This is a genomic window from Streptomyces sp. NBC_00554 (assembly GCF_041431135.1).
In the GTDB taxonomy this organism is placed as follows: domain Bacteria; phylum Actinomycetota; class Actinomycetes; order Streptomycetales; family Streptomycetaceae; genus Streptomyces.
Genome location: NZ_CP107799.1, coordinates 7,599,299 through 7,611,912, shown reverse-complemented (window position 1 = coordinate 7,611,912; position 12,614 = coordinate 7,599,299). Strand labels below are relative to the sequence as shown.

Annotated in this window: 11 protein-coding genes and 1 tRNA gene; 9 read left to right on the top strand and 3 right to left on the bottom strand. The window is 67.6% G+C overall.

The window, feature by feature from the left end; all coding sequences use genetic code 11:
• The first annotated feature begins 40 nt into the window (after positions 1-40).
• The 7 genes from OG266_RS33530 (at position 41) to OG266_RS33500 (ending at position 7,132) form a co-directional block, all read left to right on the top strand.
• Positions 41-475, top strand: coding sequence for a hypothetical protein (locus OG266_RS33530; protein WP_371550270.1), 435 nt, complete (start codon positions 41-43; stop codon positions 473-475).
• Complete coding sequence (locus OG266_RS33525; RefSeq protein ID WP_371550268.1) at positions 472-1,104, top strand: Tat pathway signal sequence domain protein; 633 nt, start codon at positions 472-474, stop codon at positions 1,102-1,104. Before OG266_RS33530 ends, OG266_RS33525 begins: the two co-directional genes overlap by 4 nt.
• Positions 1,105-1,385: 281 nt before the next feature.
• Positions 1,386-2,618, top strand: a complete 1,233-nt coding sequence (locus tag OG266_RS33520) for a branched-chain amino acid ABC transporter substrate-binding protein (RefSeq protein WP_266465527.1) — start codon at positions 1,386-1,388, stop codon at positions 2,616-2,618.
• A gap of 119 nt (positions 2,619-2,737) precedes the next feature.
• Complete coding sequence (locus OG266_RS33515; protein ID WP_266465525.1) at positions 2,738-3,670, top strand: branched-chain amino acid ABC transporter permease; 933 nt, start codon at positions 2,738-2,740, stop codon at positions 3,668-3,670.
• Positions 3,671-3,675: 5 nt separating this feature from the next.
• The gene (locus tag OG266_RS33510) at positions 3,676-5,502 is read left to right on the top strand and encodes a branched-chain amino acid ABC transporter permease (protein WP_371550266.1); all 1,827 of its coding nucleotides are present in this window, start codon (positions 3,676-3,678) and stop codon (positions 5,500-5,502) included.
• 5 nt (positions 5,503-5,507) lie between these two features.
• Positions 5,508-6,419 carry an ABC transporter ATP-binding protein gene (locus tag OG266_RS33505; protein ID WP_266465519.1) on the top strand — a complete coding sequence of 304 codons (912 nt, stop codon included), beginning with the start codon at positions 5,508-5,510 and terminating at the stop codon, positions 6,417-6,419.
• Positions 6,416-7,132, top strand: coding sequence for an ABC transporter ATP-binding protein (locus OG266_RS33500; protein ID WP_266465516.1), 717 nt, complete (start codon positions 6,416-6,418; stop codon positions 7,130-7,132). The genes OG266_RS33505 and OG266_RS33500 overlap by 4 nt, the downstream gene beginning before the upstream one ends.
• A gap of 73 nt (positions 7,133-7,205) precedes the next feature.
• Here OG266_RS33500 and OG266_RS33495 read toward each other — a convergent pair whose 3' ends face one another.
• Entirely contained in the window at positions 7,206-7,862 is a 657-nt protein-coding gene (locus OG266_RS33495; RefSeq protein ID WP_266465514.1) for an ANTAR domain-containing response regulator, read from the bottom strand.
• A 99-nt stretch (positions 7,863-7,961) separates the two neighbouring features.
• Here OG266_RS33495 and OG266_RS33490 point away from each other — a divergent pair.
• A tRNA-Leu gene (locus OG266_RS33490) sits at positions 7,962-8,044 on the top strand.
• 86 nt (positions 8,045-8,130) lie between these two features.
• On the opposite strand, the gene pyk is transcribed toward OG266_RS33490, so the two are convergent.
• Both pyk and OG266_RS33480 read right to left on the bottom strand, forming a co-directional pair.
• Positions 8,131-9,567: a pyruvate kinase gene (pyk, locus tag OG266_RS33485; RefSeq protein WP_266465511.1), complete on the bottom strand. Its 1,437-nt coding sequence runs from the start codon at positions 9,565-9,567 to the stop codon at positions 8,131-8,133.
• A gap of 197 nt (positions 9,568-9,764) precedes the next feature.
• Entirely contained in the window at positions 9,765-10,481 is a 717-nt protein-coding gene (locus OG266_RS33480; protein WP_329548215.1) for an SIMPL domain-containing protein, read from the bottom strand.
• Positions 10,482-10,618: 137 nt separating this feature from the next.
• Here OG266_RS33480 and OG266_RS33475 point away from each other — a divergent pair, with 137 nt between their 5' ends.
• Positions 10,619-12,424: a bifunctional UDP-sugar hydrolase/5'-nucleotidase gene (locus OG266_RS33475; protein ID WP_371550263.1), complete on the top strand. Its 1,806-nt coding sequence runs from the start codon at positions 10,619-10,621 to the stop codon at positions 12,422-12,424.
• Positions 12,425-12,614 lie beyond the last annotated feature (190 nt).

Sequence of the window (12,614 nt, the reverse complement as noted above, 5' to 3'; positions counted from 1 at the left end):
ATCCGTTGATCCCGGGCACCCGGCCCCTTAGCGTCAAGGTATGGGAACGGCAGGGGCCGGCTGGACGCGGGCAGCGCTCGGGACAGGACTGGCTCTTCTCACCGGCGTCCTGCTCACCGGATGCGGGGAATCCGGCGCGAAGGACGGGACGACGACGGCCTCGCGGACCGGCTCCGGCACCCCGTCTCCGTCCGGTTCCCCCTCCCCCGAGGTCACGCCTCCCGAGGACCTGTGCGCCCAACTCGTCTCGTACTGGTCGCGGGAGGCGCTGGACCAGGACTCCTACGGGGACTACCAGTCGATGGGCCTGTCCAACGGGCAGTACGAGATCCTGGTGAAGGTCGTGGACGCCGCCCGGGCCGAGGAGAAGCGCAAGGGCGAGGAGGCGGCCGAGCTGTTGATCGACCGCCGGGCGCGCGAACTGTGCGCGGAGCGCTACCGCGACGGCGCCCCGAGCGGAGGTCCCTGGCAGTGAGCGACATCGGTCCCGTCGAACCGGGCGAAGGCACCCACGCACGGGACACCCCGGATCCGGAGACCCCACGGCCCCCCGAGGCCCCGCGCGGGCCGCTCATGCAGCTGTACGCCCGGCACCGCCGCGCCGCGCTCGCCGCCGGGATGTCCGCCGCCGTCCTCGTCGTCGGCGGCTATCTCTACGCCACCCGGCCCCGGCAGCCTCCGGCCCCCGCCCCGCCCTACCCGTCCCAGGTGACCGAGGTCGTTTACGCGGGCAAGGAGGGCCCGTCCCCGAACCATCCGCGCGGGGCCTTCACCTTCGCGGTGGAGCTCACCGTGAGTTCCGGCCCTCCGGTCACCGTGTTGCGGATCGATCAGCCCTCCGCCGGCTTCTCCCTCACCTCGGATCCGCACCCTCCGTTCCGGACAAGGGCCGGTTTTCCTCACAGGATCACGATCACCGTGCACGTCAACGAATGCGCGAAAGTGCCCCGGAACGCCGGGTTCCCTTTCCTGGACGTAACTCTGCGTAATACGCACGCAATACAAGTGCACAGCTTCATCCTGGGTGAGCTATACGCACAAGACCTCTCGGAAGCACTCCAGGTAGCCTGCGGCAACAATTCCATGTCATCACCAAAGTCCTAGAACACTCCTGAACACACCCCTCCGGGTCCTGCGCGTTCTCAACATGCGGACAGGGCGAATCAGCCGGAATTCCGCTGTTCCACCCACTCAGTACCGCTCTGCATTACCTCGTGTCATAACAAGAGCGTCACAGCCTTCCCCAGACCCTCCTCGTTGTTCCCATCACCCGCTTAGAGTCACGCCCAGTCACCGCGCCAGGGATTCGAAATCATTTCGGCTCAGCTCAGCGCTCGACTCGGCCGCTTCCATGGGGGAGGGCCGCGCCAGGGAAAGGACTGACCGTGCGTCAACGTTCGTTCATCGCCATCACCGCCGCGCTGGCGGCGGGAGCACTCACCCTTACCGCCTGCGGCTCGCGCGACGACGACGGCGGCTCGGGCTCCGGTGACAGTGGCACCACCGTCACCATAGGCATCGACGCCCCGCTGACCGGCGACCTGTCCGCTCTGGGCCTCGGCATCAAGAACTCCGTGGACCTCGCGACCAAGCAGGCCAACGAGCAGAAGTACGTCGACGGCGTCACCTTCAAGATCGAGGCCCTCGACGACCAGGCGCTGCCCTCCTCGGGCCAGCAGAACGCCTCCAAGCTCGTCGCCGACAAGGAGGTCCTCGGCGTAGTCGGACCGCTGAACTCCTCCGTCGCCGAGTCCATGCAGAAGATCTTCGACGACAACAAGCTCGTCGAGGTCTCTCCCGCCAACACCAACCCGGCCCTGACCCAGGGCACGGAGTGGAACACCGGCACGAAGAAGCGCCCGTACGCGTCGTACTTCCGCACCGCGACCACGGACGCCATCCAGGGCCCGTTCGCCGCGCAGTACGTCTACAACGACTCCAAGAAGAAGAAGGTCTTCGTCATCGACGACAAGAAGACCTACGGCGCCGGTCTGGCCGCCACCTTCACCGAGGAGTTCAAGAAGCTCGGCGGCACTGTGGTCGGCACGCAGCACATCGACCCCGAGACCAAGGACTTCTCCGCGGTCGCCACCCAGGTGAAGAGCTCCGGCGCGGACGTCGTCTACTACGGCGGCGAGTACCCGCAGGCCGGCCCGCTCAGCAAGCAGATCAAGGCCGCGGGCGCCAAGATCCCGGTGGTCGGCGGTGACGGCATCTACAGCGCCGACTTCATCAAGCTGGCCGGCTCCACGGCCACCGGCGACCTCGCCACCTCGGTCGGCGCGCCGGTCGAGGAGCTCGCCTCCGCCAAGGAGTTCGTCGCCAACTACAAGGCCGCGGGCTACAAGGACGCCTACGAGGCGTACGGCGGCTACTCCTACGACTCGGCCTGGGCGATCATCGAGGCCGTGAAGAAGGTCGTCGACGACAACGACGGCAAGCTTCCGTCCGACGCCCGCGCCAAGGTCACCGCTGCCATGCAGAACGTCTCCTTCGACGGTGTGACCGGCAAGGTCTCCTTCGACGAGTTCGGTGACGCGACCAACAAGCAGCTCACCGTCTACGCGGTCGAGAACGGCGCCTGGAAGGCCGTGAAGTCCGGCACCTACACAGGCTGACCCCCACCCGCACCACAGACGAGCCGCGCGGGGCGCTGCACCACAGGCGCCCCGCGCGGACTCGCATCCAGCCCCCACTCGTCGAACATCCGACGTCCGAACGTCTCGGAGGACATGCGGTGAACGAACTGCCGCAGCAGCTGGTCAATGGCCTGCTACTGGGATCCATGTACGGGCTCGTCGCCATCGGCTACACAATGGTCTACGGCATCGTCCAGCTCATCAACTTCGCCCACGGCGAGATCTTCATGACCGGGGCCTTCGGCGCTCTCACGGTCTACCTGTACATCCTGCCCGACGGCACCACCATGTGGCTCGCGCTGCCCCTGATGCTCATCGGCGCCATCGTCGTCTCCACCACGGTCGCTGTGGGAGCCGAACGGTTCGCCTACCGACCGCTGCGCAGCGCACCACGCCTCGCCCCCCTCATCACCGCCATCGGCCTCTCCCTCGCCCTCCAGCAGGCGGTGTGGGCCTGGTACCCGGACGCCAAGTCCGCCATCATCTTCCCGAGCATCCCCGGCGGGCCCTTCGAGATCGGCAGCGTCACCATCCAGACCGGCGACATCTTCCTCTTCGTCGCCGCCCCCATCAGCATGGCGATCCTCGCCTACTTCGTGATGAAGACCCGCACCGGACGCGGCATGCAGGCCACCGCCCAGGACCCGGACACCGCCAAGCTCATGGGCATCAACACCGACCGCATCATCGTGGTCGCGTTCGCCCTCGGCGCCGCCTTCGCCGCCATCGGGGGCGTGGCCTACGGGTTCAAGTACGGCGAGATCAACTTCCGGATGGGCTTCATCCTGGGCCTCAAGGCCTTCACCGCCGCGGTCCTCGGTGGCATCGGCAACATCTACGGAGCCATGATCGGCGGCCTCGTCCTGGGCCTCGCCGAAACCATGGCCACCGCCTACATCGCCGACGTCCCCGGAATGTCGCAGCTCGGCGGCCAGTCCTGGGCCAACGTCTGGGCCTTCGTACTTCTCATCCTCGTACTCCTGTTCAGGCCACAGGGCCTGCTCGGTGAGCGCGTGGCGGACAGGGCGTGACACCGATGACCACACAGACCACCGCTCCCGAGACGCCCAGCACCCCGAACCCGGGAGAGCTCAAGGGCCTCGTCGCCATCCCCCCCACCATCGGCCGCGCCCTCGCCACCGGTGGCGGCGCACTCGCCGTCGTCTCCGCCTTCCTCGCCTGGACCTGGACCGACGAGTTCCCCGGTGACCTCACCGTCTACGGCTACCCGGGCGGCCTCCAGGTCCTCGTCCTCATCGGCGGCGCCCTCACCACCCTGTTCGGCCTCGCCTCGTACGGCGTCAAGGGCCTGGGCTGGCTGGTACCCGCGGGCGCCTCCAGCGCCCTGAAGCTCGCCGCGCTCGGCACCTTCGCCACCGCCTGGTTCACAGTCATCGCGATCACCGTCCAGCTCGGCGGGATCGTCAACCTCGAACCCGGCGGCTACATCGTCGCGATCGCCACCCTCGGCTCCCTCCTCGGCGCTCTCTCCCTGCCGTTCCAGCGGCCGGAACCCGACATCGCCGACCCCGAGGACACCCCCCGCGAGCGGCTTCTCCTCGACGTACGCAACCAGGTCAGTGTCATCAAGGCGGCCTTCGCCTCCGGCACCCCCGCCCCGGCCCGCAAGCTGCCCTCGTACGCCGAGATCCTGATCATCGTCGCGGCGCTCGCCCTGGGTCTGATCGTCTTCACGTACGGCATCGGCACCGAGTACGACGAGCTCTTCGTCGGCTTCCTCATCACCACGGGCTTCGCCTTCGCCGCCGCCGCCAAGGCGGGCCTCGTCAGCCGGATCTCCGCGCTCACCGCGAAGCACCGCAACGTGACGATGCTCGGCGCGTTCCTCGCCGCCGCCGCCTTCCCCTTCACCCAGTCCGACGACCAGTACGCGACGATCGGCGTCTACATCCTGATCTTCGCCACCGTCGCCCTCGGCCTGAACATCGTCGTCGGCCTCGCCGGCCTCCTCGACCTCGGATACGTCGCCTTCCTCGGTGTCGGCGCCTACACCGCGGCCATGGTCTCCGGTTCCCCGTCCTCGCCGTTCGACGTCCACTTCCCGTTCTGGGCCTCGGCCCTGCTCGGCGCCGCCGTCGCCATGGTCTTCGGCGTCCTCATCGGCGCGCCCACCCTGCGGCTCCGCGGCGACTACCTCGCCATCGTGACCCTCGGCTTCGGTGAGATCTTCCGCATCGCCGTCCTCAACATGGACGGCACCTCGGGCCCGGACATCACCAACGGCTCCAACGGCATCGCGTCGATCCCGAACCTCAACATCCTGGGCTTCGACTTCGGCGCGGAACACAGCTTTGCCGGGTTCACCATCGCCCGATTCGCCAACTACTTCCTGCTGATGCTCCTCATCACGTTCGTCGTCGTGATCGTCTTCCGGCGCAGCAGCGACTCCCGCATCGGCCGCGCCTGGATCGCCATCCGTGAGGATGAGACCGCCGCTCTGGCCATGGGCATCAACGGCTTCCGGGTCAAGCTCATCGCCTTCGCCCTCGGCGCCGCTCTCGCCGGCCTCGCGGGTACGGTGCAGGCACACGTCACCTACACCGTGACCCCCGAGCAGTACACCTTCGCCAACGTCGTCCCCCCCAACTCGGCGTTCCTGCTCGCGGCAGTCGTCCTCGGCGGCATGGGCACCATCAGCGGACCGCTCGTCGGCGCCGCACTGCTCTACCTCATCCCGGCCAAGCTCCAGTTCCTGGACGACTACCAGCTCCTCGCCTTCGGCCTCGCGCTCGTCCTGCTGATGCGCTTCCGCCCTGAGGGCCTCATCCCGAACCGGCGCCGCCAGCTCGAATTCCACGAAGACGCGGAAGCACCCACAGTCCTCAGCAAGGCAGGGGTCTGACCACCATGACTACCGAGACCACCACCCCGGCAGCCTCCTCCGGCGCCAACTCCCCCGGCGAAGTCGTACTCGACGCCCGTGGCGTCACCATGCGCTTCGGCGGCCTCACCGCCGTACGCAATGTCGACCTCACCGTCAACAGCGGCGAGATCGTCGGACTGATCGGCCCCAACGGCGCCGGCAAGACGACCTTCTTCAACTGCCTCACCGGGCTCTACATCCCCACCGAGGGAGAGGTCCGCTACAAGGGCACCGTCCTGCCGCCGAAGTCCTTCAAGGTCACCGCGGCCGGCGTCGCCCGTACCTTCCAGAACATCCGTCTCTTCGCCAACATGACGGTCCTGGAGAACGTGCTCGTGGGCCGCCACACCCGCACCAAGGAAGGCCTCTGGTCGGCCCTCCTGCGCGGACCCGGCTTCAAGAAGGCCGAGAAGGCCTCCGAAGAGCGCGCGATGGAGCTCCTGGAGTTCATCGGCCTGGCCGCCAAGCGCGACCACCTCGCCAGGAACCTCCCCTACGGCGAGCAGCGCAAGCTCGAGATCGCACGAGCCCTGGCCAGCGAGCCGGGCCTGCTCCTTCTCGACGAGCCCACCGCCGGCATGAACCCGCAGGAGACCCGGGCCACCGAGGAACTCGTCTTCGCGATCCGGGACATGGGCATCGCCATCCTCGTCATCGAGCACGACATGCGGTTCATCTTCAACCTCTGCGACCGCGTCGCCGTCCTCGTCCAGGGCGAGAAGCTCGTCGAGGGCGACAGCGAAACCGTCCAGGGCGACGAGCGCGTCATCGCCGCCTACCTCGGCGAGCCCTTCGAGGACGCCCCCGGTCACGAAGAGCTCGCCGAGGTCGAAGCCGCCGAGGCGAACGCCGACACCACGACGGACGCCGCGCCCGGCAAGGAGAACGACCGATGACCGCACTGCTCGAAGTCGAGGACCTCCGAGTCGCCTACGGCAAGATCGAAGCCGTCAAGGGCATCTCGTTCAAGGTCGAGGCCGGCGAGGTGGTCACCCTCATCGGCACCAACGGCGCCGGCAAGACCACCACCCTGCGCACCCTGTCCGGCCTCCTCAAGCCCGTCGGCGGCCAGATCAAGTTCCAGGGCAAGTCGCTGAAGAAGACCCCCGCCCACCAGATCGTCTCGCTGGGGCTCGCCCACTCCCCCGAGGGTCGGCACATCTTTCCCCGCATGACCATCGAGGACAATCTGCGGCTCGGTGCCTTCCTGCGCGACGACAAGCCGGCCATCGCGAAGGACATCCAGCGCGCCTACGACCTCTTCCCCATCCTCGGGGAGCGCAGGAAGCAGGCCGCGGGAACCCTCTCCGGCGGTGAGCAGCAGATGCTGGCCATGGGCCGGGCGCTGATGTCCCAGCCCAAGCTGCTCATGCTCGACGAACCCTCCATGGGCCTCTCGCCGATCATGATGCAGAAGATCATGTCGACCATCGCCGAGCTCAAGTCCCAGGGCACGACGATCCTCCTCGTCGAGCAGAACGCCCAGGCGGCGCTCTCCCTCGCCGACCACGGACACGTCATGGAGGTGGGCAGCATCGTCCTCTCCGGCGCCGGGCAGGACCTCCTGCACGACGAGTCGGTCCGGAAGGCGTACCTGGGCGAGGACTAGCTCCTTCCGCGCGTACGAGAAGGCCCGCACCCCCTTGCCGGGGGTGCGGGCCTCTTCCGTTCCACGCGTCGGGCTAGCCCTTCGCGGACTTCTTCTCCTCGGCGTCCTGGATGACCGCCTCGGCGACCTGCTGCATGGACATACGCCGGTCCATCGAGGTCTTCTGGATCCACCGGAACGCGGCCGGCTCCGTCAGTCCGTACTGGGTCTGCAGAACCGACTTCGCACGGTCGACCAGCTTCCGGGTCTCCAGCCGCTGGCTGAGGTCCGCGACCTCCTGCTCGAGCTGCTTCAGCTCCGTGAACCGCGAGACCGCCATCTCGATCGCGGGCACCACGTCGCTCTTGCTGAACGGCTTCACCAGGTACGCCATCGCGCCGGCGTCGCGCGCCCGCTCGACCAGGTCGCGCTGCGAGAAGGCGGTCAGCATGAGCACCGGGGCGATGCCCTCCTCGGCGATCTTCTCCGCCGCCGAGATGCCGTCGAGCTTGGGCATCTTCACGTCGAGGATCACCAGGTCGGGCTTGTGCTCCCGGGCCAGCTCGACCGCCTGCTCACCGTCGCCCGCCTCTCCTACGACGCTGTAGCCCTCTTCCTCCAGCATCTCTTTGAGGTCGAGACGAATCAGCGCCTCGTCCTCAGCGATGACGACGCGGGTCGTCAGCGGAGGCACGTGCGACTTGTCGTCGTCGGGCGCGTCTACGGGCTGGGGCGACTCGGGGGCGGTCACGGGGGCTCCTCATTACGGGCCGGGCAGTGCTGCTGCCCAAGAGCCTACCTAGCTGCAGCAAGCTGCGGTGACCCGGTATGCTTCCGGGCAGCCACTTGAGCCGGGTTGGTGGAACGGCATACACGGAGGTCTCAAACACCTCTGCCTGAGAGGGCTTGCGGGTTCGAATCCCGCACCCGGCACATTTTGCGCGTAAGCGGAGGCTCACATCTCGTGAGCCTCCGCTTTTTGCTGCACGCTGCCACGGTCGGTGACACAGCGTGCCCGCCTACTTGGGGCTGTCGTCCTCGCCGATGTGATGCACCCGCACGAGGTTCGTCGAGCCCGAGACCCCGGGCGGGGAGCCGGCCGTGATGACGACGATGTCGCCCTTCTCGCAGCGGCCGTACTTCAGGAGCAGCTCGTCGACCTGGTCGACCATCGCGTCGGTGGAGTCGACGTGCGGGCCCAGGAAGGTTTCGACGCCCCAGGTGAGGTTGAGCTGGGAGCGGGTCTCCGGGGCCGGCGTGAAGGCGAGCAGCGGGATCGGGGAGCGGTAGCGGGAGAGACGGCGGACGGTGTCCCCGGACTGCGTGAAGGCGACCAGGAACTTGGCGCCGAGGAAGTCGCCCATCTCCGCGGCGGCACGAGCCACGGCGCCGCCCTGGGTGCGGGGCTTGTTGCGTTCCGTCAGGGGCGGGAGGCCCTTTTCGAGGATGTCCTCTTCGGCGGCTTCGACGATCCGGCCCATCGTGCGGACGGTCTCGATGGGGTACTTCCCGACGCTGGTCTCGCCGGAGAGCATCACGGCGTCGGTGCCGTCGATGACGGCGTTCGCGACGTCGGAGGCCTCCGCGCGGGTGGGGCGGGAGTTCTCGATCATCGAGTCGAGCATCTGGGTGGCGACGATGACGGGCTTGGCGTTGCGCTTGGCCAGCTTGATCGCGCGCTTCTGGACGATCGGGACCTGTTCCAGAGGCATTTCGACGCCGAGGTCGCCGCGGGCGACCATGATGCCGTCGAAGGCGGCGACGATGTCGTCGATGTTCTCGACGGCCTGCGGCTTCTCCACCTTGGCGATCACGGGAAGGCGGCGGCCTTCCTCGTCCATGATGCGGTGGACGTCCTCGATGTCGCGGCCGCTGCGGACGAACGACAGGGCGATGACGTCGCATCCGATACGCAGGGCCCAGCGGAGGTCCGCTTCGTCCTTGTCGGAGAGGGCGGGGACGGAGACGGCGACGCCGGGGAGGTTGAGGCCCTTGTTGTCCGAGACCATGCCGCCTTCGATGACGGTGGTGTGGACGCGGGGGCCGTCGACGGCGGTGACTTCGAGGCAGACCTTGCCGTCGTCGACGAGGATGCGCTCTCCGGTGGTGACGTCTCCCGCCAGTCCCGCGTAGGTGGTGCCGCAGGTCTGGCGGTCGCCCTCGAAGCCTTCTTCGACGGTGATGGTGAAGGTGTCTCCGCGTTCAAGCAGTACGGGGCCTTCGGTGAAGCGGCCGAGTCGGATCTTCGGGCCTTGAAGGTCGGCGAGGACGCCGACGCTGCGGCCGGACTCGTCGGAGGCCTTGCGTACGCGCTGGTAGCGCTCCTCGTGGTCGGCGTAGCTGCCGTGGCTGAGGTTGAAGCGGGCTACGTCCATTCCGGCTTCGACCAGTGCCTTGATCTGGTCGTACGAGTCGGTGGCGGGGCCCAAGGTACAGACGATCTTTGCTCGGCGCATGTTTCGAGCGTAGGCCTTACCGGCGGGTAGGGAATTGGTGCCGCATGACTACTCAACAACCTTTGCGTGAAGGGTTATTGACAAGCGTTGAATTGTGCGCCGGGGTGCTCTGATGAGCGCCGGTGGTCGCTTTCAGTACGCCCTCGGCCACAATTCCGAATACTTCTCCGCAGGACTGGAGCAGGACTGGAGCAGGACTAGAGCTGGGGTGGCGCCATGGTGAATCGGGCGTTGACTTGCGCGTAGACACGCTGGCGTTGGGGTTCCAGGTCCAGGGGGGCGGCCTCTTCGGCGGTGTCCGCGGCGTAGGCCATGGAGCGCATGGCGCGGCCGGGCGCCGCGGGGTAGGGCGGTGCGGCGTTCTCGGCGCCGATGTCGGCGAGTTCGACGAGGGCGGAGAGGGTGGTGCCGAGGGCCTCGGCGTATTCGCGGGCGCGCTGGACGGCTTCGTGGACGGCTTGCCGGCGGGCCTGGCGGTAGGACGGCGAGTCGGGGCGCAGGGCCCACCAGGGTCCGTCGACGCGGGTGAGGTCGAGGTCCGCGAGCCGGGTCGTCAGCTCCCCGAGGGCCGTGAAGTCGGTGAGTTCGGCGGTGATGTGGACGCGGCCGTGATAGGCGCGGATGCGTTCGCCGCGGCCGTGCTTGGTGAGTTCGGGGCTGATGGAGAAGGCACCGGTCTCCACGTGCTCGACCGCGTCGCCGTACGACTTCACGAGGTCCAGCGCGGTGGTGTTGCGGCGGGTGAGGTCGGTGAGGGCGTCGCGGCGGTCGGTGCCGCGTGCGGTGACGGTGATGCCGATGCGGGCGATCTCGGGATCGACCTCCAGGCGGGCTTCGCCGCGGACGGCGATGCGGGGTGAGTCGGGAGTGCCGTAGGGGAGGGCGGGTTGGGGTTCCTCTGCGGTGGGTGCCATACGTCCCACTCTGTCACTGAGAGGCCGGTTGGAATGCCCACAGGTCACCAGATCGAAACCTCCCGGACCTGTTGCGGTGGTGGCTCGTGGGCCAGAATCTACGCGCGTCGTTGACCGTTTCCTGAGGAGTCGCTGAGATGTCGTTGAACCGCCGTAAGTTCCTGAAGAAGTCCGCCGTGACGGGGGCGGGGGTCGCGCTCGCCGGGGCGGTGGCGGCTCCGGCTGCCACGGCTGCTGAGGCGAAGAAGGGCGGGAAGCCCGTGAAGCGGTACTCCCTGACGGTGATGGGCACGACCGATCTGCACGGTCATGTTTTCAACTGGGACTACTTCAAGGACGCGGAGTACAAGGACACGGCGGGCAACGCGCAGGGGCTGGCGCGGATTTCGACGCTGGTGAACGCGGTCCGCAAGGAGAAGGGCCGTGGCAACACGCTGCTTCTGGACGCGGGCGACACGATTCAGGGCACTCCCCTGACGTACTACTACGCGAAGGTCGACCCGATCACCGCCAAGGGCGGTCCTGTCCACCCGATGGCGCAGGCGATGAACGCGATCGGCTATGACGCGGTGGCCCTTGGCAACCACGAGTTCAATTACGGCATCGAGACGCTGCGGAAGTTCGAGGAGCAGTGCCGTTTCCCGCTGCTCGGCGCCAACGCGCTGGACGCGAAGACGCTGAAGCCGGCTTTCCCGCCGTACTTCATGAAGACGTTCCACGTGAAGGGTGCGCCGCCGGTCAAGGTCGCCGTTCTCGGTCTCACCAACCCCGGTATCGCGATCTGGGACAAGGCCTATGTCCAGGGCAAGTTGACGTTCCCGGGGCTGGAGGAGCAGGCGGCGAAGTGGGTGCCGAAGCTGCGGTCGATGGGGGCGGACGTGGTGGTCGTGTCGGCGCACTCCGGTTCGTCGGGCACGTCCTCGTACGGTGATCAGCTGCCGTACGTCGAGAACTCGGCGGGGTTGGTGGCGCAGCAGGTGCCGGGGATCGACGCGATTCTGGTCGGGCACGCGCATGTGGAGATTCCCGAGCTGAAGGTCACCAACACCGCGACCGGCAAGACGGTGGTTCTCTCGGAGCCGCTGGCCTACGCGGAGCGCCTGTCCCTCTTCGACTTCGAGCTGGTTTTCGAGAAGGGCCGGTGGACGGTCGAGTCGGTGGCGGCGTCGGTCCGCAACTCGAACTCGGTCGTCGACGACCCGAAGATCACCAAGCTGCTCAAGGACGAGCACGACGTGGTCGTCGCGTACGTCAACCAGGTGGTCGGCACGGCCACGGAGACGCTGACTACGGTCGAGGCGCGGTACAAGGACGCCGCGATCATCGACCTGATCACCAAGGTGCAGGAGGACGTCGTCAAGGCGGCGCTCGTGGGCACGGAGTACGCCTCGCTGCCGGTGATCGCGCAGGCCTCGCCGTTCTCGCGCACCTCGGAGATCCCGGCCGGCAATGTGACGATCCGGGATCTGTCGAGCCTGTACGTGTACGACAACACGCTGGTCGCGAAGGTGATGACGGGCGCGCAGGTGCGGGCGTACCTGGAGTACTCGGCGAACTACTTCGTGCGGACGGCGGCGGACGCGGTGATCGACACGGCGAAGCTGACGAACGCGAACAACCGGCCGGACTACAACTACGACTACGTGTCGGGGCTGCGGTACGACATCGACATCGCGCAGGCCGAGGGTTCGCGGATCAAGAACCTGACGTACAACGGTGCGGCGCTGGACGACGCGCAGCAGTTCGTGCTGGCGGTGAACAACTACCGCGCCAATGGCGGCGGCGCCTTCCCGCATGTGGCGTCGGCTACCGAGGTGTGGGCCGAGTCGACGGAGATCCGCACGCGGATCGCGGAGTGGGTGACCGCGAAGGGGTCGCTGAACCCGGCGGAGTTCGCTTCGGTGGACTGGAAGCTGACTCGGGACGGCACGCCCGTGTTCTAGGCCGTGGTTGACGATGCAGCCGCGGGTGTAGGTGGGGGCTGATGCCGGGTGGGTGGGTCGGGGGCGTGCCGGTACGTCCGCCCGTCGCCGCCGGATCAGACGTTGGCCGGGCAGTGAAGCGTCCGGTGACGCGGGCGTACGCGACGGGCTTTGGACGTACCGGCACGCCCCCTCCCGCCGGTGGGCGGCA

Bases quoted from the DNA above. Each gene is read 5' to 3' on its own strand.
- pyk (WP_266465511.1), bottom strand. From the start codon at position 9,567: ATGCGCCGAGCAAAGATCGTCTGTACCTTGGGCCCCGCCACCGACTCG.
- OG266_RS33505 (WP_266465519.1), top strand. From the start codon at position 5,508: ATGACTACCGAGACCACCACCCCGGCAGCCTCCTCCGGCGCCAACTCC.
- OG266_RS33475 (WP_371550263.1), top strand. From the start codon at position 10,619: ATGTCGTTGAACCGCCGTAAGTTCCTGAAGAAGTCCGCCGTGACGGGG.
- OG266_RS33510 (WP_371550266.1), top strand. From the start codon at position 3,676: ATGACCACACAGACCACCGCTCCCGAGACGCCCAGCACCCCGAACCCG.
- OG266_RS33480 (WP_329548215.1), bottom strand. From the start codon at position 10,481: ATGGCACCCACCGCAGAGGAACCCCAACCCGCCCTCCCCTACGGCACT.
- OG266_RS33530 (WP_371550270.1), top strand. From the start codon at position 41: ATGGGAACGGCAGGGGCCGGCTGGACGCGGGCAGCGCTCGGGACAGGA.
- OG266_RS33500 (WP_266465516.1), top strand. From the start codon at position 6,416: ATGACCGCACTGCTCGAAGTCGAGGACCTCCGAGTCGCCTACGGCAAG.